We start from the raw sequence: 22920 nt of genomic DNA, 5'->3' as shown, positions 1-22920 counted from the left end.
TCAGTCGATCGCGATCACCAGCTTGCCGAAGTTCTGGCCCTTCAGCAGGCCGATGAAGGCCTCCGGCGCTTTCCGCAGGCCCTGCACCACGTCTTCCTTCCACACCAGCTGGCCGGACTTCATCAGCCCGAGCATCACGGCGCGGAACTGCGGATAGCGCTGCCAGCCCTTGTCGCTGACGATGAAGCCCTGGATCCGCAGCCTCTTGCGCACCACGGGGCCAAGGTTGGGCCCCGGCGGCGCGCCGGCCGCATCGGCGCCGGGCGCCTGATTGTACTGCGCGATCATTCCGCACATCACCATCCGGCCGAAGTCGCGCAGGCGCGGGAAGACCGCCTCCTGCACATGGCCGCCGACATTCTCCCAATAGACGTCGATCCCCTCCGGGCAGGCCGCGTCCAACTGGGCGTTGAGGTCGCCGCGATGGTCGAGGCAGGCGTCGAAGCCGAGCTCCCGCACCACGAAGGCGCATTTCTTCGCCCCACCCGCGATGCCGATCACCCGCGCGCCGCGCGCCTTGGCGATCTGCCCCGCCACCTGGCCCACCGCGCCCGAGGCCGCGCTGATCACCACCGTCTCGCCCGGCTTGGGCTCGCCGATATCCTCAAGGCCCACCCAGGCCGTCAGGCCCGGCATGCCCAGGACGCCGAGATTGGCCGAAAGCGGCGCCTCGTTGCAGTCGACCTTGCGCAGCTTGGCCGCCTCCACCACGCAAAAGCGCTGCCAGCCCGAGCCGCCCATCACCGTGTCGCCCGGGGCGAAATCCGGATGGTTCGAGGCCACGACCTCGCCCACGGAAAGCCCTTCCATCACGCCGCCGAGCTCGACGGGCTTGGCGTAGCTCTTCGCGTCGCTCATCCGGCCGCGCATATAGGGATCGAGGCTGAGGAAGCGCGCGCGGATCAGCACCTCGCCAGCGCCGGGGACGGGCACCGGCGTCTCCACGACCTCGAAATCCTCCGCCACCGGCTCGCCGGCGGGGCGGCGGCGCAGCAGGACCTGCAGGTTGTTCTCGCTCATGGCTCGCAGCCTTCCTCGGTCAGAAGGGCGCGGACGAGATCCTCGCTGACGCCCGATTCGGTGAACACATCGCCGGCCGCGCGCAGCAGCACGAAGCGCATGGCGCCATCGCGCGCCTTCTTGTCGGCCCGCATGCGCGCCATCAGCCGCGCGATGGAGAAGGAGCGGGGCAGGTCGGAGATCCGGACCGGCAGCCCCACCTCGCGCAGATGCTCGCGCACGCGCCCGGGCATCTCCTGCGAGCACAGGCCCATCCGCGCGGAGAGCTCGACCGCGAGGCCGAGCCCGATCGCCACCGCCTCGCCATGGAGGAGCTGTCCGCCATAGCCGCACTCGGCCTCCAGCGCGTGGCCGAAGGTATGGCCGAGATTGAGCAGCGCGCGGCCGCCTTCGGCCTTGGTCTCGAACTCGTCCTCGGTGACGACGGCCGATTTCAGCTTGCAGCTCTCCAGCACGGCATGGGCGAGTGCTGCCGGGTCGCCGCGCATGGCGGCCGGCCCTTCGGCCTCGCACCAATCCCACAGCGGGCCCTGGAGCAGGCCGTGCTTGGCCACCTCGGCCCAGCCGGCGCGCAGCTCACGGACGGGCAGGGTGCGCAGCACGGCGGTATCGGCCAGCACCAGCTTGGGCTGATGGAAGGCGCCGACGAGGTTCTTGCCGTGGGAGGTGTTGATCCCGGTCTTGCCGCCGACGGAGCTGTCCACCTGGGCCAGCAGCGTGGTCGGGCATTGCACGAAGGGCAGGCCGCGCAGCACCGAGGCCGCCGCATAGCCCGCGAGGTCGCCCACCACGCCACCGCCGAGCGCGAGGACGGTCAGGCGCCGGTCGGCCTGGGCGGAGAGGATCTGGTCCACCACGCGCTCGAACTGCGTGAAGGATTTGCTGGCCTCGCCCGCGGGGACGAGGATTTCGGCCGCGATGGTGAAGCCGGCATCGGCCAGCGATTCGCGCAGCGTGGGCAGATGCAGCGGTGCGACGGCCTGGTCGCTGACGATGACGACGCGGCGGCCTTCCAGGCGCTGGGCCATCTCGGCGCCGGCGCGGCGCAGCACGCCCTCGCCGATCACGATGTCATAGGCGTTGCGCGAGAGCGCCACGCGCAGGCGCTCGGGCGGGCGATGGGCCGTGATGGCGTCGGCGGCGCGGCGGGTGGTCACGTCGGGATGCTCGTCGGAACAGAAAAGGGTCACATCGGCCTCGGCATAGGCGGGGTGGCGTGCGGCCATCAGGCGCTCCAGCACCTCGCGTGGATCGGCATTCACGAACATCGGCCGGTGCTCCCGGCCGACGACACGGCGCAGGAGCGTGGAGATCCGGCATTTCAGCCAGACGGAAACCGCGCCGGAATCGCGCACGATCCGGCGCGTCCGCGGGTCGGCGAAGGCGCCGCCGCCCGTGGCCAGCACCACCGGCTCGGCCGCGTTCAGCAGACGGGCGATGACGCGGCGCTCCCCCTCGCGGAAATGCGCCTCGCCGTAGCGGGCGAAGATTTCGGCGATGGAGATGCCGGCAGCCGCTTCGATCTCCGAATCGGCGTCGCGGAAGCTCATGCCCCAATGGGCCGCCAGGCGGCGGCCGATGGAGGATTTTCCGGCACCAGGCATGCCGACCAGCACGACACTGCCTTTCGGCAAAGGTGGCAGGGGCATGGATGCGGTTTCAGACTGGGCGAGGTTGCGTGACACGGTCCGCGAAGGTAGCACAGCCTCCCATCCGCGCGAGGGGACGCGTTCATCGCCATGTTCCGACGGCCGTTATTGACGCTGATTCTGATCCTCATCCTCCTCGGCGGGGTTGGGCTGCTCGTCCTGGGCGCCTTTCCGCCCGCGGTGAACACGCTGCCCGTGGAGCGCAGCCTGCCCAACGACCGCTTCCAGGTGCGGTGAGCCACCACCTCGAGGCCTTCCTGGAGATGATGGCCGCCGAGCGCGGCGCCTCTCCCAACACGCTGCTCGCCTATCGCGCCGACCTCGTGGATGCGCTGGGCTTCCTCGGCCCGGACGCCGCGCGGGCGGATGCGGAGGATCTGCGCGCCTGGCTCGCGACGCTGGGCGGATTCTCCGCGCGAACCCAGGCGCGGCGGCTTTCCTCGCTGCGGCAATTCTACCGCTTCCTCGCCCGCGAGGGCCTGCGGACGGACGATCCGACCGAATTGCTCGATAGCCCCAAGGCGCCCGCCTCGCTGCCCAAGGCGATGAGCGAGGAGGACGTCTCGCGCCTGCTCGAAGGGGCAAGCCGGCTGCCCGTGAACCAGGCGGCCATCGCGACGGCGGCGATCGAGCTGCTCTATGCCTCGGGCCTGCGCGTGACCGAGCTCGTCACGCTGCCCGCCGGCACGCTGCATGCGGCCGAGCCCCTGGTGACGGTGCGCGGCAAGGGCGCGAAGGAGCGCCTCGTCCCCATCTCCCGCCGCGCGCGCGAGGCGGCCCAGGCCGCGCAGGAGAGCCTGACGCCGCGCGGCAAGGGCAGGGCGACCGCGCGCAAGTGGCTGCTGCCCTCGCGCGGCGCCAATGGCCATCTGACGCGCCAGGGCGTGGGGCTGCTGCTGAAGCAGGCCGCGCTGGCCGGCGGGCTCGACCCCGCGAAGGTCAGCCCGCATGTGCTGCGCCATTCCTTCGCGACGCACCTGCTCTCGCGCGGCGCCGATCTGCGCGCGCTGCAGATGCTGCTCGGCCATGCCGATATCGCCACCACGCAGATCTACACCCGCGTGCTGGAGGAGCGGCTGCGCGCCGTGGTCGAGGAGCACCATCCGCTCGCGCGGGCGTAGCCGGCCTGCGGTGCGGGACGCGCGACCGGGCGCGTCAGCCCCCCGTGCGTTAACCCCGGCTGGCGCGCACCATCTCGCGCACGCGGGCGGCGGCCTCGGCGCCCTTCATCGAGTCGCGCCACATCGCCTCGGCCACGCGTTGGTGCACGGCCACGGCTTCCTCGGCCGCGGTGATTCCCGCCACGCCCGCCGCGACGGAAGGGGGGGTGTCGGCCGGAATCGGCGAGGTCACCACATGCGCGCGATCGCGCCCGCGCAGCACCATGAAGGGGGCTGCGGGTTGCGGGCCGGTCGCGAGGCCGAGCTGCAGCCCGATCGGCACGCTCTCCATCACGGCGGCCATGGCCTCGGCCTCCTGCTGGGCGGCGATGCGCGCGCGGGTGCGGGTGGCCTCGGGGATGGGAAGGCCGCCGGCCACGCCCTCGGTCAGCATGGCGCGCAGGGCGCCCTCGCCGAGCACCGCGATCATGGTCGGCCGTTTCTGGGCGTAGAGGCGCTTGCGCGCCGTCAGCGCGCCCAGCCCCTGCTCGACCTGGGAGATGGCGGCGGCGCGCTCGGGGCCGGCCTGGATGGACTGGGTCCAGGCCTCGGCCACGGCGCCCTCCATCGCCTCGCCCGTGATGGGCCAGCAATAGGCGCCGCCGACGAGCAGGATCTGGTCGGCCTGCTCCTCCAGGCCGCGCAGGCGCTCCTGGAAGGCGGCCGGACGGGCGAAATATTCGATGCCAATGCCCAGCAGCGAGAGCGGGGAGACCTTGAGCAGCTCCGCCAGGCGGCGAATCGTCTCAAGCTTGATGACCTCGCCCTTTTCGTAGCGATAGAGCGCGGCGCGTGAGACGCCGAGTCGCGCGGCGATCTCCTCGGCGCGCATGCCCGATTCCATGCGGTAGGCACGCAACTGCTGGCCAATGTCAGCAAATTTCATGTTCTTGGGCCCATCATTCCGTTCCGCACAACCCTGAGGTGGTACGGCAATAGATACACAACCCGGTGTAACGAGATTGATCGTCGCCCTGCAAGACATGGATCAAAAATCGTCACGCGCTTTGGATACCCGATCTCGGCAAACCGGCCTAGGCTTCCTTCCATGGACCGAGACCTTCACGCCAGTGTCACAGCCTGGCGACGCCACCTCCACGCCAATCCTGGCCTGACCCTCGATGAGGGGGCCACGGCGGCCTTCGTCGTCGAGAAACTCCAATCCCTCGGCATTACCGAGATCGAGACGGGAATCGGAGGGCACGGCGTCGTCGCCACTCTCCGTCGCCCCCAGAACGGCAAGGGCGGGGGCGGCCAAGGCGGCAACCGCAGCGTCGGCCTGCGCGCCGACATGGACGCCCTGCCGATCCAGGAAGCCGACGAGACGCTGCCGCATCGCAGCCGCAAGCCGGGAGTCATGCATGCCTGCGGCCATGACGGCCACACCGCCGCGCTGCTGGGCGCGGCCGCGCTGCTCCAGGCCGACACGAGCTGGTCGGGCACCGTCCGCCTCGTCTTCCAGCCGGCCGAAGAAGGCGGCAACGGCGCGGTCAAGATGATCGCCGACGGCCTGTTCGAGCGCTTTCCGATGGATCGCATCTTCGGCTGGCACAACTGGCCCGGCCTGCCGGCGGGCACCGTCGGCGTGCATGAGAAGGCCGTGATGGCCGCCGGCGCGCGCTTCGACATCACCTTCGACGGCCATGCCGGCCACGCCGCGCTGCCGCACATGACCAAGGACCCGATGATCGGCGCCGGCCACGCCATCGTGGCGCTGCAGTCGATCGTCTCGCGCGAGGTCGACCCGATGAAGGCCGGCGTGGTCAGTATCACCATGGCGACCTCGGGCGAGGCGCAGAACCAGGTGCCGGCCCGTGCCGTCCTCAAGGGAACGGCGCGTTGGCTCGATGCCAGCGTGGGCGACCTGATCGAGACCCGGATGGCCGAGATCGCGCACGGCATTGCTGCCGCCTTCGGTCTCAAGGCGACCCTCAACTTCAATCGCGGCGTGCCGGTGACGGAGAATCATCCGGAAGAACGCGAGACGGCCGCCCTGGCCGCCGCCAGCGTGACCCAGGTCGTGCGCGGCCTGCCGCCGGCGATGACCGGCGAGGACTTCTCCTGGTTCCTCCACAATGTTCCCGGCGCCTTCGTCTGGATCGGCAACGGTCCCGCCGAGAATGGCCGCGAACTGCATCACCCTTCCTACGATTTCAACGATGATATCCTGCCCGCGGCCTCCGGTTTCCTTGCCGCGGTCGCCAAGCGGGCCCTGACGGAGGATTAAGATGACTGACATTTCTCGCCTGCGCGGCTTCATCCAGGACATGACGCGTCTCGCGGGCGAGGCGCCGGAGGAGGCGCGCTGGCTGCAAGAGGGCGGGGCGCTGCTGCAGGCCCTCGTCTCCAACGACGACTGGCTGCCCGACGCCCTGGCCGAGCCGGGGCCGACCTATCGCCAGTACCTGCTCCATTGCGATCCGCTGGAGCGCTTCAGCGTGGTGAGCTTCGTCTGGGGCATCGGCCAACGCACGCCGGTCCACAACCACAAGGTCTGGGGCCTCGTGGGCATGCTGCGCGGTGCCGAGGTGAGCACGACCATGCACCCCGAGCCGAGCCAGCCGATGCGCACGGGCCAGGTGGACCACCTCCGGCCGGGCGAGGTCGTGGGCGTGGGGTCGAGCGAGGAGGACGTCCATTGGGTCCAGAACGCGATCCCTGACCGGGCGTCGATCTCGATCCACGTCTATGGCGGCAATATTGGCGCGATCGAGCGGCACACCTTCGATCCGCAGACGAGCGCGCGGAAGCGCTTCGTGTCCGGCTATACCAATGACGTGGTGCCCAATCTGTGGGATCGCTCCAGCGAGCTGATCGCCTAGCCTTCGTCACGAAGACCTGAGAGGGGCGGGGGCGATGCCCTCCCCCTCGAGGGACACATCGAGCATCACGTCGTGGACACAAAAAAACGCGGCCGTCATGGACGGCCGCGTCGAAATGCGTGGCGCCGCAACCGCGGCGCTGGAGGCGCGTTATCGGGTGGTGCGAGCCTGGGCGACGCGAGCCGGCTGGGTGGCACGGGCGGAGGCGGCCGAAGCCTGCGTGCGGCGGGCGTTGCGGTTGGGCTGAGCGGACTGGGCGGGACGTGAGACGCGCCGAGCGGGCCGGATGTCGTTATGCGTCGTGTAGGACACCGGGCGGATCATGTCGTCCACGCCGGCGACGTAGCTGCTGGCCGCGCGGTTGTGAATGAAGCCGTCGGTCGGATACTCACGACCGAAATTCTCCGAGGTCCAGCCGACCTGCACGCGCACGCGCGTCCAGGAATTGTCGTGGGACACGTCCATGACGCGGACATTGTGCATGACCGTGCCGCGGCGGATGCCAGGACCGCCCCAGTTGGCATGGTCGATTTCGATGATCCGGGGCTGAACGATGCGCGAGACGACGGCCACGTGGCCCATGCGCATGCCGCCCGAACCGGGGAAAGAAAGGACGGAGCCGATCTGCGGACGCTGGCCGCGGGCGTAGCGGCCGGCCGCGTTCTCCCACCAGTTGCCGCCATTGCCGCTGATCTCCATGCCCGTCACGGAGCGGGCATAGGGAACGCAGGAGATGCCGCCGGAATATCCACCACGGGTCGCGCGTGCGGCGCGGTTGCCGGTGAAGTGAACGGCGCTGCGAGAAGGCTGCGGGCGCGACGAGCGGGCTTCGGAACGGCTGTCGCCCCGGGCGGCTTCGGCTTGCTGCGCGAAAGGCGCGGCGGCGAGCAAAAGACCCATGGCGATCGTGGCGATCCGAAGTCGCATGCGGTACCCTCCTGGTGCGGCACGCCCCAAATAAAATCCAGGAGGCGTGCAACCGGGGTATCGGCGGCATGCACCGCCAGCAACCCACCAAATCGACACATCGTGAAATCTGCCGTGATTCGTCCATCCGCGACCCGTTGCGATGGCAAAATCAGGAGGATGATCCTAGCTTCGGCGGCAACCGGGAGTTGCGCCACAGTGTTGCGGTAAATTTGCAACAGCCCAATCACGTCGGATTCGCGGGGTGAGGAATGGCCCGCAACAAGGCCGAGCTCATATTATTGAATAAGCATGAAAAAGGCGCCGGGCAGTGATGCCCGACGCCTCATGATCTGCCAGCCAGGAAGTTACTTGGCCAGCTACTGAATATTACTTGCAGGCGGTGACCATGATCTCGACCAGATGGCGGGGGTCCGCCATGTTCGCCTGCACGCAGGCGCGGGCCGGACGGCCGGCCTCGCCGAGCCAGGCCACGTAGACCTTGTTCATCGCGTCGCGGTCGCGGATGTCCTTGAGCCAGATCTGGGCCTGCAGCAGGCGCGTGTTGTCGGTGCCATTGGCCTCGAGCAGGGCGGTGATCTTGTCCACGACCTGCTTGGTCTGGCCGGTGATGTCCTGGCTCAGGTCGTCGGCGGTGATGCCGGCGCAATAGACGAAGTTGTGGTACTCGACCGCGCTGCTGAGAATCTGGTTGCTGCCGGTACGATTGATCTTGCTCATCTCGGGCTTCTCCTGCCGATGGATGGTTGTTGATTTAGCCGTTCACGCCGGGACCGCATAGGCGCTACCGGAGGCGGCGGCGCCGATCATGGTCTCGAAAACGGCCACGCCGTGGATCGCCTCGTCGAGCGGCAGCGGATAGGCCGGCCCGCCGGCGACGGCGGCCGCGAAGGCCTCCAGCTCGGCGCGCTCGATATCGGTGACGGGATAGTCGCGCGTCCACTCCTCGCCGCCCTCGCGGGCGCGGAAGAAGAGCTGCTCATGCCCGCGCAGCTCCACCAGCCCGTCCGAGCCGAAGAGGGCGCAGCGCCAGTAGCGCGTCGCGGCGCCCAGGGTGGCGAAGGTGCAGGTGGCGCCGTTCTCCAGCGTGGCGAGCATCGAGGTCGTGTCGTCGATGGTGTCGAGCACGAGCGCCTTGCTCAGCACGCGCACGTCGCGGAAGCGGCCGGCCAGCGAGATGATCAGGTCGATCATGTGGATGCCCATGCCGCCCATGCCCCCCAGCGGGCTCTCGGCGCGGTCCGCGCGCCAGGCCCCGGCCTGATAGCCGAAGCCGCCGGGGCCGCTGAACTGGCCCTCGACATGCAGCAGCGTCCCGAGCTTGCCCGAGGCGAGGAGCGACTTCATCTCGGCGACCGCCGGCAGGAAGCGGCGGTTGTGGCCGAGCGCCATCACCACGCCCGCCTTCTGGCAGGCCGCCACGGCGGCGGCGGCGCTGGCCTGGCTGAGGGTGAAGGGCTTCTCCACGAAGACATGCTTGCCCGCGGCGGCGGCGGCGATCACCTGTTCGGCATGCTGGGCATGCGGCGTGGCGAGCACGACGGCGCCGATGGAGCGGTCGGCCAGGATGGGCGCCAGGCTGTCATGCAGCACGATGCCCTTCTCGGCCGCATATCCGGCGGCCTTGGCGGGCGTGCCCGTGCAGCCGGCGACGAAGCGGATGCCCGCCTCGTTCTTGCCTTGGACGCTGTCGACCAGCGTGCGTCCCCAGCGGCCCATACCAATGATGGCGGCGTCGAGCATCGTACTCTCCTGAACTAGGACGGATTTTCCAGATGTCTGGCCCAGCCGCGCATCCGTGTCACGCCCCAGGCGGCGACACCCATGGCGCAGAAGGCCGCGACGAGCGTGGGAATGCGCATGCCGAAGACCTCGCCGGTCATGCCCAGCACCAGCGCGCCCAGGGCCGGACAGGCCCGGGTGATGAGGCCCCAGAGCGCCAGGGTGCGCCCACGCATGCGCGTGAGCGCGGCCGATTGCACCAGCATCTGCGCCGAGATGCCGTGCGCCGCGCCGCAGGCGCCATAGAGCGCGGCGCAGAGGACGGCGAAGGGGAAGTAGCTGGTCGCAGCGAAGCCCACGACGACCACGGCCTGCGCCGCCACGGCCAGCACCGCGATGCGCGTCACGCCCTGCAGCCGTCCGCGCGCGGCGATCGCCACGCCGCCGATCAGCGCGCCGACGGCGATCGCGGCCGTCAGCACCGCCAGGCCTCCCGCGCCCTGCTGGAAGATGCGATCCACGAAGGGCGGCAGCACCTCCTGCACGCCGCGCAGCAGGATCGCGCTGACGCCCGCGAAGGCCAGCACGGGTCCGATGCCCGGATGGCCGGCGGCATAGCGCAGACCTTCCTGCATCTCCGAAAGGAGCGAGCCCTCCGGCGGATGCCCCCGGCGATGGCCGGGGTTCACGCGCAGCATGGGCAGGGTCAGCGTGGCGATCGTATAGGCCGCGACGTTGCAGAGGATGGCGGGCACCACGCCCCAGACGGCGATCATCGGCCCCGCGATGCCGGGCCCCAGGAAGCGGGCGACGTTGAAGCAGAGCGAGTTGCAGGCGACGGCCGCCGGCAGGTCCGCCACGGGCACGAGGCCCGGCATCACCGCCTGACGGGCCGGCTGGGCGAAGCTCTGGGCGATGCCGCCGATCAGCTCGAAGGAGATCAGCACCCCGATGCTGATATGCCCCGTGGCCGTGAAGGTGGCCGTGCAGAGAGCCTCGGCCGCCACGACCATCTGCGCGATCATGGTCAGCTTCACGCGGTCCATCCGGTCGGCGACGGCGCCGGCGATGGGACTGAAGATGACGGCCGGCGCGAGGTCGGAGAAGGCGACCATGCCGACCCAGAAGGCCGAATGCGTGAGCTCCCAGGCGAGCCACATCACCGCGATGCGATGCATCCAAAGCCCGGTCCAGGAGGTCAGGCTCGCGGTGAAGAAGATCCGCGCGTCGCGATGGGAAAGGGCGCGCTGGAGCGCGCCGAAGGGTTTCAGGTCAGGACCTCGGGCGGCGGCGGGTGGCGGCGGGCGCGGCCGAATCGTCGGGCGTCGCGGCGGCGGGCGCGGTCGCGGCGGGCATGCTCGCCTGGGTGTTCGCGCGGATGCAGTCGTCGATCTCGCGGCCGAACTGGAACTGGCGGCCGAGGCGATCGGTCTGCATCGCCTGGCTGGAGGAGACGGTCTCCGAGCCGAGGCGGTTGTCGCGCTCGTCCTCGCGCATCAGCTGGCCGCGATCCTGGCGCTGGATGCGCCGCGCGGTCTCCTCGCGGCAGGCCTGGGCGACCTGGGGATTGGTGCGGACGGCGTCGCCGGGGCGTGCGGGCGCGACCAGGGGCGTGGTGCCGCAGGCAGCCAGAAGGAGGACCGGAAGGAGCAGGGCGGCGGGGCGCGGCATGTGCGGGCGGCTTTCGTCAGGCGGGCGGGGCGGCCCTGGGAAGTGTGCGCGACAACATGGCACGCATCGCCGCATCCTCGAAACGTCCCGTGGCGTCCAAAGGCGCCATGGCGGCGGCGGAGAGCAAAGCGGGATGGAATTCGGCCCCATCCGCCCCGATCGTGAACATCCCGCGCGTCCAGGGGGCCCGCCCCAGCAGCTCCACCAGCGCCAGCAGGCGCAGGCAGAGGGCCAGACCCGCGAGCGAATCGAGTCCGCAATGACGTGACATGGCCTCGGCCCAGCTGGCGGCGTCGGCATCGGTGAGCGCGATCTCGATCCCGTCGGGGAAGGCGAGCAGGCGCGCGGGTCCCCAGACCCCGGCATGGGCGGAAGCGCGCGCCACCTCCCAGGCGATCTCGATCGCGCCGGGCGAGACGGCGGGCAGCGCCCCGGCGGCGACGCCCACCTCATGTCGGAGGGCGCCGGAGGGCAGTTCGGTGGTGGTGACGGTCACCGCGGGAATGTTGCCCTTCGGGGCGCCGATTTACAGGGTTTCAGTGACCCGAAGCGGGCAGGGTCACGCCCTTGTCATGCAGGCCGAGGCGATCGACCAGGGTCTGGCTGGCCGCGTTCATGCCCACGATCTCGACCGGAATGTCGTGCTGGCGGAACTTGAGGACGACCCGGTCCAGCGCGTTGACGGCGGTGAGATCCCAGAAATGCGCGCTCTGGACATCGATGGTCACCGCGGTCAGCTCCTCGCGAAAATCGAAGGCCGAATGGAAAGCCTCGGCCGTGGCGAAGAAGATCTGGCCCGTGACGCGATAGATGCGCGCGCCCCCGTCCAACTCGGAGGTCACGGCGAAGAAGCGCGAGACCTTCTGGGCGAAGAACAGCCCGCTCAGCACCACGCCGACCAGCACGCCCTGGGCGAGGTCATGCGTCCAGACCACGACCACCACGGTCGCGACCATCACGATGCTGGAGCTGGTGGGATGGGTGAAGAGGCTCTTCAGCGAGCCCCAGCGGAAGGTGTTGATGGAGACCATCACCATCACCGCCACCAGAGCGCCCATCGGGATCTGCGCGACCCAAGGGCCGAGCACGACGCAGAGAAAGAGAAGAAACGCACCCGCCCAGAAGCAGGAGAGCCGCCCGCGCCCGCCCGAGGAGACGTTGATCCCCGACTGGCCGATCATCGCGCAGCCCGCCATGCCGCCGAAGAAGCCCGTCACGAAATTGGCGAGGCCCTGGCCGCGGCATTCGCGGTTCTTGTCCGAGTCCGTGTCGGTCATCTCGTCGACGATGGCCGCCGTCATCAGGCTCTCCAGCAGGCCGACCATCGCGAGCGTCAGCGAGTAGGGCAGGATGATGCGCAGCGTCTCGAGGCTCAGCGGCACGTCGGGCAAGGCGAAGGCGGGGAATTCAGTGGGCAGCGCGCCCATGTCGCCGACCGTGCGCAGGTCGAAGCCGAAGCTCATGGACAGCACCGTCATCACGATGATTGCGACGAGCGGCGAGGGGACGGCCTTGGTCAGCCGCGGCAGCAGATAGATGATGGCCAGGCTCGCCAGCAGCATGACGTAGGTGGGCATGCCCCGGCCGATGAGCTCGGGCATCTGGGCCAGGAAGATCAGGATCGCCAGCGCGTTCACGAAGCCCGTGATGACCGAGCGCGAGACGAAGCGCATCAGGTCGCCCAGGCGCAGATATCCGGCGATGATCTGGAGCACGCCCGTCAGCACCGTCGCGGCCAGCAGGTACTGCACGCCGTGGTCGCGCACGAGGGTGACCATGACGACCGCCATCGCCGCGGTGGCCGCCGAGATCATCGCCGGGCGCCCGCCCGCGATGGCGGTGATCACCGCGATGCAGAAGGAGGCGTAGAGGCCCAGCTTCGGATCGACGCCAGCGATGATAGAGAAGGCGATGGCCTCCGGGATCAGCGCGAGAGCGACGACGGTGCCCGCCATCAGGTCGCGCGTGATGTTGGGCGACCATTCGGCGCGCAGTCGGGAGAGGGACATGGGGAGCTTTCGGGAGCAGGCCGGCCGCGCGACGCACGATGACCGCCCAAGCCTAGGAGGGCGAATGTTGCGGCGCAACCTCGCGCGGGCCACGCCAGGGGTGTAGGGAAGGGGAGAGGAGAATGCCATGTCATATTCCCTGCCCCGTCGTGGGCTTGCCGCGCTGAGCGCGCTCATCGCCGCACCGGCTCTCGCGGCCGAACAAGACGCCCTGTCACAGCTGGAGCGACGCGAGGGCGGCCGCCTGCATGTTTTCGCGCTGGACACCGGCTCGGGCCGCAGTCTGGCCCACCGCGCGGAGGATCGCGTGCTGATGTGCAGCACCTTCAAGGCCCTGCTGGCCGCGGCCGTCCTGGCGCGGGTGGATGCCGGCGAGGAGCGGCTGGACCGCCGCGTGGACTACAGCCCGGCGGACCTGCTCGAATACGCCCCGGTCGCGCGGGAGCATGTGGCCCAGGGCGGCCTGCCGGTCGCGACGCTGGCCGAGGCCACGGTCGGGCTCAGCGACAACACGGCCGCGAACCTGCTGCTGCCCTCGCTCGGCGGCCCCGTCGGGCTGACGCGCTGGCTGCGCGGGATCGGCGATCCGCTGACGCGGCTCGACCGCAACGAGCCGAGCCTCAACCGTCCCCTGGGCGAGATGGACACCAGCACCGCCCGTCAGATGGCGATGACGCTGCGCCTGATCCTGCTGGGCGAGGTTCTCTCCCCCGACTCGCGCGAGCGGCTCGAGGGATGGATGGCCGCGAGCCCGACCGGCCGTGCCCGAATCCGCGCCGGGCTGCCGGAGGGATGGCATGCGGCGGACAAGACGGGGACGGGCGGGAGCTGGGCCAATGTGGTGGCGCTGCTTCGCCCGCCGGGGCGCGCGCCGCTGGTGGTGGCATTCTTCTACGACAGGGCGGATGCTACAGGCCCGAAACGAGATGGTGTTCATCGCGAGGTGGGGCGTATCATTGCCGCCTGGCCCGGATAACTGCGGCATTGATGGCGATGCGATATCACCCGCCGGTGTCTGTATTCCGGGCAGCCCTGTTCTTCAGTCGGGACTAGCATGTATCAGTGCCGCGGGAGTAGGATCGCTGCGGGTTGGGTACCATCAACAGGAATCAGAAATGACAACGGGGCCCGCTGAGCAGCCCATATTGATCATCGAGGACGACATTGCGCTTGCGACGGAAATAGCCGACGCGCTGATGGCGTTCAATTATCCGACCCTCGTGGTTCATGATTGGGACGCGGCCATGGCTGCGGTCGCCAAGATCGCGCCGGGCCTGATTCTCATGGATCAAATGCTGGGGCGGGTGGATACCTTGTCACGCATCCATCAGATTCGCCCGGTGACCGACGCGCCGATCGTCATGCTGACGGGCAATCGCGTCGAGGCCGATCGCATCATCGCCCTCGAGCTCGGGGCCGATGATTTCCTGAGCAAGCCCATCTCGTCGCGCGAGCTGCTGGCGCGCGTGCGCGCGCATCTGCGGCGCGGCACCGTCTCCTCGGAGCGAAAGGCGGCCTGGCGGATCGAGCCCAGGGAACGGCGCATCTACACCCCCGCCAATGTCGCGCTGGAACTGACGGCGACCGAGTTCGAGCTCGTCCTCGTCCTCTCCCGGCAGGTCGGCGAGCCCATCAGCCGCGACGCGCTCAGCCGCGAGGTGCTCTCGCGCCCCTATCGCGCGGAGGATCGCTCCATCGACAATCTGATCTATCAGATCCGCCTGAAGATCCGCGATGCGGGCGGCGGGGATGTCATCCTGGCGGCGCGCGGGCGCGGCTACTACTTCACGGGCTTCGCGGAAGCCTGAACTCTCCGGGCGCGCCCGGAGAGTATAAAGATTCGGCGATGAACCCCGAAGGTGGCGATGATCGCGCCACTCCGGTCGTTGCGGGCATCCGGGCGCGTGATTTTCCTCGGTTTGCGCCGGGAAAAATCCGCCCTAGCCTTCACCTCCATGACCGATCCCTCGACCCTCTCCGCCTCCGAAGCCGCCGCGCAGATCGCCGCCGGCAAGCTCAGCGCCAGCGCCCTCGCCGAGGCCATGCTCGCGCGCATCGCCAAACGCGAGAAGGTGCTGCAGGCCTTCGCGCATCTGAAGCCGGCGCTGATGCGAAAGCAGGCGGCCGAGGTGGATGCGGCGATCAAGGCGGGCCGGCATCTGCCGCTCGCGGGACTGTTCTTCGGCGTGAAGGACGTGCTGGACACCTTCGATCAGCCCTCGCAATACGGCTCGCCCATCTGGGCCGGACACAAGCCCAAGAGCGACGCGGCCTGCGTGGCGCTCGCCCGGCGCGCGGGCGCGGTGCTCGCCAAGACCGTTACGACGGAATTCGCCACGCGCCATCCGGGACCCACGACCAATCCCCACAATCCGGCGCATACGCCGGGCGGTTCGTCCTCCGGCTCGGCGGCGGGCGTGGGGGCGGGCGTGCTGCATCTCGCCTTCGGCACGCAGACCGCGGGTTCCATCATCCGCCCGGCCGCCTATTGCGGCGCTGTCGGCTTCAAGCCGAGCTGGGGCACCTTCCACCGTGCCGGCATGAAGGTGATGAGCGAGAGCCTCGACACCATCGGCATCATGGCCCGCAACGTGCCGGACATCGCGTTGGGCATGACGGCGCTGACCGGCTTCGACCATTCCATCGCGAAGCCCTCCAAGGCGCCGCGCCTCGCGCTCATCCTGGGCCCGACCGCGAAGATGGCCGCGCCCGAGACGCTGGAGCTGATGGAGAAGGTCGCCTTCGCCGCACGCGCCAAGGGCGCGACGGTGACGCCCGTCGAGCTCGGCGGCCCCTTCCTCGAGGCGCTGGCGCTGCACCCGCATGTCATGCAGATGGAAAGCGCCGAGGCGCTGGGCTGGGAGCTGGACCATGCGCGCGAGGGCCTGAGCGACGTGCTGCGCGACCGCATGGAATGGGGTCTCTCCGAGCCGCGCGCCAAGCTGGCCCAGGGCCGCGCCACCTTCGCCGCCGCGCAGGCCGCTTTCCCCGCCGCCATCGCCGGCTATGACGCCGTGCTGACGCCCTCGGCCCCCGGCGAGGCGCCCGCCGGTATCGCCGCCACGGGCGATCCGGCCTTCAACACGCTCTGGACGCTGCTGCACACGCCGGCCGTTACCGTGCCGGCGGGGGTGGGGCCGAAGGGCCTGCCGCTCGGCGCGCAGATCGTGACCCGGCGCGGCGAGGATGCGGCGGCGCTCATGTGGGGCGAATGGCTGCACCAGGCCCTCCAGGGGTGATTTAGCCGGCGGCGCTGAGCCAGTCGCGCGCGGCCGCCAGATCCTCGTGGAAGCGGGCGGTTTCGCGCCCGCGGGCCGCCGCATCGGGCAGGCGCAGCAGATAGGAGGGATGGACGGTCGCGATCATCGCGCGGCCCGGATCCAGCGCATGCACCCGCCCGCGCAGATCGGCCAGCTTCGGCGTCTGGCCCGTCAGGGCAGCGACGGCGGTGCGGCCCATCGCCACCACTAGCCGGGGCTGGATCAGCTGGATTTCCTGGTTCAGCCACCAGCGGCAATGCTCCACCTCGCCGGCATCGGGCGACTGGTGGATGCGGCGCTTGCCGCGCAGCTCGTATTTGAAGTGCTTCACCGCATTGGTGACATAGGCGGCCGAGCGATCGAGGCCGGCCGCGCGCATCGCGTCGTCGAAGACCTGTCCGGCCGGGCCGACGAAGGGGCGGCCCTGAAGATCCTCCTGGTCGCCCGGCTGCTCACCCACGATCATAAGCTTGGCCTGATCCGGGCCTTCTCCGAAGACCGTCTGCGTCGCCTGGCAATGCAGTGGGCAGCGCGTGCAATTGCGCGCTTGCTCGCGCAGCCCGGCGAGACCCTGGCTCGGAAGTTCCGGCTCGACGGGCGCACGCGCCTGGAGGCGGGCGTGGAAGGCGGGCGCCTCGCGCAGGATCTGCTCGGCCATGGCGGCCACGCGCGCCGGCGCGCCGGCGATGAGCTCGGGGATGAGCGCGGCTTCGGGCAGGTTGGCCCAGTACTTCTTGGGCATCTCGGCCATCATCGCCTTCACCTTCAGCCGCGCCGGGTTGAAGATGTTGCGGTAATAGGTGAGCCACAGCGCATCGGTGGGGTCGGACAGGTCCGGTTTCGGCGCAGGCTCCTCGCTGGTCCGCAGCGTCTCGCCCGTGAGCGAGGCGGAACCCCTGGGCGTCAGGATCATCCAGTCCATGTCGGCGAAACGCCGCGCGAAGAAGGGCGCCGTGCGTGCGACGATGTGATGCTCGGGTTCGAACCAGGCGACGAAGCGGCGGCGCGCGCCCTCGGGCGCGGGCGTCTCGCGGAAGCGGACGAAGGCCGTCATCTTATGCGCGTCGCGGCGCACCGCCTTCTCCAGCCGACGCGCGGCCACGACGTCGCGGTCCATCGCATCGGAGAGCAGATGCGGCTCCACCTGCAGCCGCGCGATCATGCGGTAGAGCAGTTCGTGCCGCGCCGGGTCGCCATGGCAGATCACGGCCCTGGCGAGCTCCAGGAAGGAGGGCGGCACGCGCGGGGAAGGGGCCACGGGCGGCGGCGGGGCCTCCTCGCCGAAGAGGCCTTCCTCGCTTTGCCGCCAGTCCACCTCATGCGGCGCGACACCGCCCAGCAGCAGCGTCCGCGCCGCGTCGCGCCACTCGGCGAAATCGGCGGCGTGGCGCAGGCGGATGGTACGCATCACAGCAGGATCAGCTGCTCGGCCGCCGGGCGCATCAGCGCGCCGAGATCCGCGCGGTCGATCAGATGGCGCGGCGTCCAGTCGGCGGTCGCGATGAAGGGCCGCACCTTGCGCAGCGAGATGCGCAGCCGCGCCAGATCGTCCAGCCGGATGCCGCGGTGCCGCCGCGCGGCCAGGATGGCGTTCACCGCCTTCACGCCGAGGCCGGGGACGCGCAGCAGCATCTCGCGCGCCGCGCGGTTCACATCGACCGGGAATTGCTCGCGCCGCGCGAGCGCCCAGGCGAGCTTGGGGTCGATGTCGAGATCGAGCATGCCCGCGGGCTGCGCCGCCGTGATCTCCTCGATGCCGAAGCCGTAGAAACGGAAGAGCCAGTCGGCCTGGTAGAGCCGGTGCTCGCGCATCAGCGGCGGCTTCTGCGGCGGCAGGCGCGAGGAGGCGTCGGGGATGGGGCTGAAGCCGGAATAATAGACGCGCCGCAGCCCGTAGCTGCCATAGAGCCGGCCGCTGGTGGCGAGGATGGTCGCGTCGCTCGCATCGTCGGCCCCCACGATCATCTGGGTGGACTGCCCGGCCGGGGCGAAGCGCTGGCGCTTCTTCGTGCGCATCGTCGGTTCGCTCTTCTCCTCGATCTTCGTCCGCAGCCCCGCCATGGCGCGGCGGATGCCGGCGGGGCGCTTCTCGGGCGCGAGGCTCGCGAGGCCCGCATCGGTCGGCATCTCGACATTGATGGAGAGCCGGTCGGCATAGAGCCCGGCCTCCTCGATCAGGGCCTGGGAGGCCTCGGGGATGGTCTTGAGGTGGATGTAGCCGCGAAAACCGTGGGTGGTCCGCAGCTCGCGCGCGATGCGGACCATCTGCTCCATCGTGTGGTCGGAGGAGCGGATGATGCCCGAGGAGAGGAACAGCCCCTCCACATAATTGCGCCGGTAGAATTCCATCGTGAGCCAGACGACCTCCTCTGGCGTGAAGCGGGCGCGCTGCACGTTGCTGGAGGAGCGGTTGATGCAATAGGCGCAGTCATAGATGCAGAAGTTCGTCAGCAGGATCTTCAGCAGGGAGATGCAGCGCCCGTCCGGGGCATAGGCGTGGCAGATGCCCGCGCCCTCGGTCGAGCCCAGCCCACCCGATCGCGCCGAATCCCGGCGATCCGTGCCGCTGGACGCGCAGGAAGCGTCATACTTCGCCGCGTCCGAAAGGATGGCGAGGCGTTCGGAAAGCGTGAGCTGCATGGCATTTGTTCACTAAATGTTCCATACTGGAAGATCAAGCAAAATGTCACCCCGTGGGGCGCTTGGCGGCGCGCGACGGCCGCGTCGAAGCCCCCGGCATGCCCCGCCGATAGGCGATGCCCAGCTCGGCCAGCTGCTCGGGCCGCAGGCTGTTCAGCACCAGCATCCGTCCGGGTGAGGCCTCCGTCAGCACGCCGATCTGCAGGTCGTTCATCCCGAGCTGGCCGAGATAGGCCCCCACCAGCGCATTGCCCGAGCTGCTGACCCGCCCCGCGCCCCGGCCGCGCGGCGGGGCGGAGGAGGCCGCGTGGAAGCCCACCCGCCCACCCTCGCCGATCCAGCGCTGGCTGCCGGCCAGCCAGATCAAGCCGCAGGACGAGAAGCAGTTCGCCCGGTTCGGCACCACCGTCTCGAGCCGGTGGGCGCGGATGAACCGGCCGATCGCCAGGCCCGACTGGATGAGGCCGCCGGGGCTGTCGAGGAAGACGAGCGGCCGCCCGCCGGCCTCGGCGACGGCCAGGGGGAAGGCGGCCTCCGTCGCCTCGAGGATGGGGCCCGAGATCAGCACGACCAGGCGTCCACCGAAGCGCTCGATGGAGACGCGCGGCGCCTCCTCCGATGGCGGCGCCACGGCGGAAGCGCCCGGGGCCAGGAGGAGCATCAGGAGCAGCAAAGCGAGGCGCATGGAGACACCCTAGAACAGGTCTTGGCCTCTCGCACCACGATCCGCATGGGCGGCGGGCAAGGGCCAGGCTAGGCTAGGCTCCGCGCCCGCCCTGCCAGGAAGAAGCCTGCCCATGACCGCCATCACCACCGCGGACGTCGTCGTCATCGGGCTCGGTGCCTTCGGCAGCGCCACGCTCTATCAGCTGGCGAAGCGCGGCGTGAAGGCCATCGGCATCGACCGGTTCCACCCGCCCCACACGCTCGGCTCCACCCATGGCGAGAGCCGCATCACGCGCATGGCCGTGGGCGAGGGCGCGGCCTATGCGCCGCTGGTCATCCGCTCGCACGAGATCTGGCGCGAGCTGGAGCGCGAGGGCGGCGGCGATCTTTTCTCCCAGGTCGGCGGCCTCATCCTGTCGGGCCGGGAGAGCACGACGCGGCATCACGGCCGCGACGACTTCGTGTCCAGCAGCATCGCCGTGGCCGAGCGATTCGCCATCCGGCACGAGGTGCTGAACGCCGCCGAGATCGGCCATCGCTTCCCCCAGTTCGGCCTGCGCGGCGACGAGCGGGGCTATTACGAGCCCGAGGCCGGCTGGGTCTCGCCGGAGCAGACCGTGGCGACGCAGCTGCGGCTCGCCGAGCGCCGGGGTGCCAGGCTGCGCCTGGGCGAGACGGTGCTGGAATGCCGCCAGAACGGCGAGAGCGTGCGCGTCGTGACCGACAAGGGCGTGGTCGAGGCTGGCCGCTGCGTCATGACGGCGGGCGCCTGGATGCCCGGCCTGGTGCCGCCGCTGCGCCCGCTGGCCCGCGTGCAGCGCCAGGCGCTGCATTGGTATGCCCCCGCCAATCCAGCCGATTACGGCGGCGACCGCTTCCCGATCTTCATCTGGATCCATGGCCCGAGCGAGGCCGATTCCTTCTACGGCTTCCCCGCCTCGGCGCAGGATGGCGGCGTGAAGGTCGCGACCGAGACCTATGCCCGCGACGACGATCCCGACACGGTGGACCGCGAGGTCGCCGCCGAGGACAGCCGCAGCATGTACGAGGCCCATGTGAAGGGCCGGCTACTGGGCGTCACGCCGCGTCTCCTGCGCGCGGCGTCCTGCCTCTACACGGTGATGCCGCGCGCGCATTTCTTCGCCGATACGCTGCCGGGAGAGGATCGCATCCTGGCGGTCTCCGCCTGCTCCGGGCATGGCTTCAAGCACTCGGCCGGCATGGGCGAGGCGCTGGCGCAGCGCGTGCTTGGCGAGGCGGGGCTGGACCTCTCGCCCTTCGGCCTGGACAGCTTCGCGTCGGCGGCCGGGTAGGGGGCTGTGCGGCGCGGCGCGCTTCTTGGCTTGCCCGCTCCCGCCACAGTCGCCGCCGCTCCCGAACCTCAGCGCAAACGCCGCCAGGTCGCCGGCGAGCAGCCCGCGATCTGTGCCGCGAAGCTGTCCCCGCTCACCGTGCCCGTCACCGACACCGCGCGCCCGCCTTGCGGCAGGCTGGGCGTCCCTTCCGGGGCGAGCTGGATCGTCCCGTTCCGCTGCCGCGATCCCTGCATCCGGAACGACCCGCGCGGCGCCGCCGCGCCCTGCACGGGCCCGAAATCGAACTTTGCCAGCAGACGGCTCGCATTCTCCTCGCGCACCGACATGCGTGCCGCCACGGTCTCCTTGCCGCACTGGTACTGACCGACCCAGATCCCGGCGAAGCTGCCCGGCGCGCCCGCGGCCGTCGTCGTGCCGCCGCCGGGGCCGTCCGGCGCGGCGGGCATACGCCCCGCCGTCTGCCGCACGGCAACGCCGTTCTGCTCGAATTGCTGGGGCTTCACCACCACGATCTGGTTGGGCGGCGCGGCGGTGAAGAGTCGGATGGCGCCGTCATTATAGCCGAGCCGGCTGAGATAGGCCCCGATCACCGCATTGCCCGCGCTGCTGACCTGACCCGGCCCGCCCTGCTGCGCGATATAGGCCGCGTGGAAGCCGATCCGCGCGCCCAGGCCGATATGGCGCTCGGTGCCCGCGAGCCACATCAGCGAGCAGGCCGAGAAGCAGCCGGAGCTGTCGGGCACATAGGTCTGGAGACGGTTCTCGCGGATGTAGCGGCCGATCGCGAGGGCCGGCGTCAACGCGCCGCCCCCGCTGTTCAGCACCACCCGCGCCCCGCGATTGGCGGCGGCCGCGGCGGTGAAGGCGCCCTCGGTCTCGGGCGAGATCCGACCCAGGATCACGATGCTGGTGGTGGCGCCGTCGCGCGCGACATAGACGCGTCCGGGCGGAAGGGCGGTCTGGGCAAGGAGGGTCGTGGGCGGCAAGCTGACCAGAAGGCCGGCCAGGATGAGGCGGGACTTTCGCATGCCTGGGAAGTTATGGCCTGGGCGGCCCGCGGGGCAAGGGTGGGGGAGGATCTGGCATGAAATGCGCGGTGATCGGACTCGGCAGCATGGGGGGCGGCGTCGCGGCCAGCGCGCTGCGGGCGGGGCTGGAGGTGACGGGCGTGGATCCGAGCGAGGCGGCGCGCCAGGCCTTCGGCAATCGCGCCGTGGCGCGCGGCGCGGATCTCGACGCGGGGCAGGCGGCGGTGCTGGTGCTCACGGTGAATGCGGCCCAGGCCGCGGCCGCGCTCTTTGGAGAGGACGGCGCGGCGCAGCGTCTGGCTCCCGGCGGCGTGGTGATCTGCTCGGCGACGATGGCGCCGGGGGACGCGAGGAAGCTGGCGGCCCAGGCATCGGAATTCGGACTGCTCTACCTCGACGCGCCGGTCTCCGGCGGGGCGGTGGCCGCGCGCGAGGGGCGGATGACCGTGATGGCCAGCGGCTCCGAGGCGGCCTTCGCGGCGGCCGGGCCGCTGCTCGACGCCGTGGCGGTCCAGGTCTGGAACCTTGGCGCCGAACCGGGACAGGGGGCGGCGATGAAGGTCGTGCACCAGTTGCTCGCGGGCGTGCATATCGCGGCGGCGGCCGAGGCCATGGCGCTGGCGCTGCGCGCGGGGCTCGATCCGCACACGGTCTATGGCGTGGTGAACGGCGCGGCGGGCGCCTCGTGGATGTTCAAGAACCGGATGGCGCATGTGCTGGCGGGCGACGACACGCCGCTCTCGGCGGGCGACATCTTCGTGAAGGATTTGGGGCTGGTGGAGGCGATGGCGCGGGAATCCGCGCTGCCCGTGCCGCTGGCGGCCCAGGCCTTGCAGCTCTTCGTGGCGCAGCGGGCGATCGGCCAGGGCAAGCGCGACGACGCCTTCGTGCTGCGCGTGTGGCAGGCCATCGCGGGCTTCGCGCTGCCCGGCGAGGAGGGGGGCGCGGAGGCGCGAAGGCCTGAATAGAGGAGAGAACAAAGCATGAAGATTCCGCTTGCCTGGTCGGAATGTTCATGTTTTGATCATGC

23 protein-coding genes are annotated in these 22920 nt (G+C 70.1%); 9 read left to right on the top strand and 14 right to left on the bottom strand.

Going from position 1 to position 22920, the window contains the following annotated elements; genetic code table 11:
• Together ACO057_RS08235 and aroB are read right to left on the bottom strand one after the other, a co-directional pair.
• A complete protein-coding gene (locus ACO057_RS08235; RefSeq protein WP_421990470.1) occupies nucleotides 1-1020 on the bottom strand; it encodes an NADP-dependent oxidoreductase in 1020 nt (339 codons plus the stop codon).
• On the bottom strand, nucleotides 1017-2669 hold the full coding sequence (gene aroB / locus ACO057_RS08230) for a 3-dehydroquinate synthase (RefSeq protein WP_421990468.1): 1653 nt from the start codon (nucleotides 2667-2669) through the stop codon (nucleotides 1017-1019). Before aroB ends, ACO057_RS08235 begins: the two co-directional genes overlap by 4 nt.
• A 108-nt stretch (nucleotides 2670-2777) precedes the next feature.
• On the opposite strand from aroB, the gene ACO057_RS08225 reads away from it, so the two are divergent.
• The gene (locus ACO057_RS08225; protein WP_421990466.1) at nucleotides 2778-2906 is read left to right on the top strand and encodes a hypothetical protein; all 129 of its coding nucleotides are present in this window, start codon (nucleotides 2778-2780) and stop codon (nucleotides 2904-2906) included.
• On the top strand, nucleotides 2903-3790 hold the full coding sequence (locus ACO057_RS08220; protein WP_421990464.1) for a tyrosine recombinase: 888 nt from the start codon (nucleotides 2903-2905) through the stop codon (nucleotides 3788-3790). Before ACO057_RS08225 ends, ACO057_RS08220 begins: the two co-directional genes overlap by 4 nt.
• A 49-nt stretch (nucleotides 3791-3839) precedes the next feature.
• Here ACO057_RS08220 and ACO057_RS08215 read toward each other — a convergent pair whose 3' ends face one another.
• A complete protein-coding gene (locus ACO057_RS08215) occupies nucleotides 3840-4715 on the bottom strand; it encodes a helix-turn-helix domain-containing protein (protein ID WP_421990462.1) in 876 nt (291 codons plus the stop codon).
• A 162-nt stretch (nucleotides 4716-4877) separates the two neighbouring features.
• Here ACO057_RS08215 and ACO057_RS08210 point away from each other — a divergent pair, with 162 nt between their 5' ends.
• Nucleotides 4878-6056, top strand: coding sequence for an amidohydrolase (locus tag ACO057_RS08210; RefSeq protein ID WP_421990460.1), 1179 nt, complete (start codon nucleotides 4878-4880; stop codon nucleotides 6054-6056).
• Nucleotide 6057: 1 nt separating this feature from the next.
• Entirely contained in the window at nucleotides 6058-6651 is a 594-nt protein-coding gene (locus ACO057_RS08205) for a cysteine dioxygenase (protein ID WP_421990458.1), read from the top strand.
• Nucleotides 6652-6801: 150 nt separating this feature from the next.
• Here ACO057_RS08205 and ACO057_RS08200 read toward each other — a convergent pair whose 3' ends face one another.
• The 7 genes from ACO057_RS08200 to ACO057_RS08170 all read right to left on the bottom strand — a co-directional run bounded on the left by ACO057_RS08200 (nucleotide 6802) and on the right by ACO057_RS08170 (nucleotide 12980).
• On the bottom strand, nucleotides 6802-7578 hold the full coding sequence (locus ACO057_RS08200) for a CHAP domain-containing protein (protein ID WP_421990456.1): 777 nt from the start codon (nucleotides 7576-7578) through the stop codon (nucleotides 6802-6804).
• Nucleotides 7579-7947: 369 nt separating this feature from the next.
• The gene (locus tag ACO057_RS08195; RefSeq protein WP_421990454.1) at nucleotides 7948-8298 is read right to left on the bottom strand and encodes a RidA family protein; all 351 of its coding nucleotides are present in this window, start codon (nucleotides 8296-8298) and stop codon (nucleotides 7948-7950) included.
• A 42-nt stretch (nucleotides 8299-8340) separates the two neighbouring features.
• Nucleotides 8341-9321 carry a Gfo/Idh/MocA family protein gene (locus tag ACO057_RS08190; protein ID WP_421990452.1) on the bottom strand — a complete coding sequence of 327 codons (981 nt, stop codon included), beginning with the start codon at nucleotides 9319-9321 and terminating at the stop codon, nucleotides 8341-8343.
• A gap of 14 nt (nucleotides 9322-9335) precedes the next feature.
• Complete coding sequence (locus ACO057_RS08185) at nucleotides 9336-10571, bottom strand: MFS transporter (protein ID WP_421990626.1); 1236 nt, start codon at nucleotides 10569-10571, stop codon at nucleotides 9336-9338.
• Between the two features lies 1 nt (nucleotide 10572).
• Nucleotides 10573-10971 carry a hypothetical protein gene (locus ACO057_RS08180; RefSeq protein ID WP_421990450.1) on the bottom strand — a complete coding sequence of 133 codons (399 nt, stop codon included), beginning with the start codon at nucleotides 10969-10971 and terminating at the stop codon, nucleotides 10573-10575.
• 16 nt (nucleotides 10972-10987) lie between these two features.
• Nucleotides 10988-11467 (bottom strand): hypothetical protein, encoded by a 480-nt coding sequence (locus tag ACO057_RS08175; RefSeq protein ID WP_421990448.1) that lies wholly within the window; start codon nucleotides 11465-11467, stop codon nucleotides 10988-10990.
• Between the two features lie 40 nt (nucleotides 11468-11507).
• On the bottom strand, nucleotides 11508-12980 hold the full coding sequence (locus ACO057_RS08170; RefSeq protein WP_421990446.1) for a SulP family inorganic anion transporter: 1473 nt from the start codon (nucleotides 12978-12980) through the stop codon (nucleotides 11508-11510).
• Between the two features lie 127 nt (nucleotides 12981-13107).
• On the opposite strand from ACO057_RS08170, the gene bla reads away from it, so the two are divergent.
• The 3 genes from bla to ACO057_RS08155 all read left to right on the top strand — a co-directional run bounded on the left by bla (nucleotide 13108) and on the right by ACO057_RS08155 (nucleotide 16219).
• A complete protein-coding gene (gene bla / locus ACO057_RS08165) occupies nucleotides 13108-13956 on the top strand; it encodes a class A beta-lactamase (protein WP_421990444.1) in 849 nt (282 codons plus the stop codon).
• A complete protein-coding gene (locus ACO057_RS08160) occupies nucleotides 13886-14788 on the top strand; it encodes a response regulator transcription factor (RefSeq protein WP_421990442.1) in 903 nt (300 codons plus the stop codon). The genes bla and ACO057_RS08160 overlap by 71 nt, the downstream gene beginning before the upstream one ends.
• Nucleotides 14789-14935: 147 nt before the next feature.
• Nucleotides 14936-16219, top strand: coding sequence for an amidase (locus ACO057_RS08155; protein WP_421990440.1), 1284 nt, complete (start codon nucleotides 14936-14938; stop codon nucleotides 16217-16219).
• A 1-nt stretch (nucleotide 16220) separates the two neighbouring features.
• Here the strand turns inward: ACO057_RS08155 and ACO057_RS08150 are convergent, their stop codons facing one another.
• From ACO057_RS08150 to ACO057_RS08140, 3 genes are read right to left on the bottom strand one after another with little or no spacing between them, the layout of a single operon-like run.
• Nucleotides 16221-17648 (bottom strand): UdgX family uracil-DNA binding protein, encoded by a 1428-nt coding sequence (locus ACO057_RS08150; RefSeq protein ID WP_421990438.1) that lies wholly within the window; start codon nucleotides 17646-17648, stop codon nucleotides 16221-16223.
• Nucleotides 17648-18880 (bottom strand): putative DNA modification/repair radical SAM protein, encoded by a 1233-nt coding sequence (locus tag ACO057_RS08145; protein WP_421990436.1) that lies wholly within the window; start codon nucleotides 18878-18880, stop codon nucleotides 17648-17650. Before ACO057_RS08145 ends, ACO057_RS08150 begins: the two co-directional genes overlap by 1 nt.
• Before the next feature lie 46 nt (nucleotides 18881-18926).
• Nucleotides 18927-19565: a hypothetical protein gene (locus tag ACO057_RS08140; RefSeq protein WP_421990434.1), complete on the bottom strand. Its 639-nt coding sequence runs from the start codon at nucleotides 19563-19565 to the stop codon at nucleotides 18927-18929.
• 112 nt (nucleotides 19566-19677) lie between these two features.
• Between ACO057_RS08140 and solA the strand changes: the two genes are divergently transcribed.
• On the top strand, nucleotides 19678-20859 hold the full coding sequence (solA, locus tag ACO057_RS08135) for an N-methyl-L-tryptophan oxidase (RefSeq protein WP_421990432.1): 1182 nt from the start codon (nucleotides 19678-19680) through the stop codon (nucleotides 20857-20859).
• Between the two features lie 68 nt (nucleotides 20860-20927).
• Here solA and ACO057_RS08130 read toward each other — a convergent pair whose 3' ends face one another.
• Nucleotides 20928-21890: a hypothetical protein gene (locus ACO057_RS08130; protein WP_421990430.1), complete on the bottom strand. Its 963-nt coding sequence runs from the start codon at nucleotides 21888-21890 to the stop codon at nucleotides 20928-20930.
• 56 nt (nucleotides 21891-21946) lie between these two features.
• Between ACO057_RS08130 and ltnD the strand changes: the two genes are divergently transcribed.
• On the top strand, nucleotides 21947-22858 hold the full coding sequence (ltnD, locus tag ACO057_RS08125) for an L-threonate dehydrogenase (RefSeq protein ID WP_421990428.1): 912 nt from the start codon (nucleotides 21947-21949) through the stop codon (nucleotides 22856-22858).
• The last annotated feature ends 62 nt before the right edge of the window (nucleotides 22859-22920 follow it).

The sequence above is a fragment of the Roseococcus sp. genome (assembly GCF_965227005.1).
GTDB lineage: Bacteria > Pseudomonadota > Alphaproteobacteria > Acetobacterales > Acetobacteraceae > Roseococcus.
Note: the sequence above shows the minus strand (reverse complement) of the source record. Positions and strands in the feature narration are given on the sequence as shown.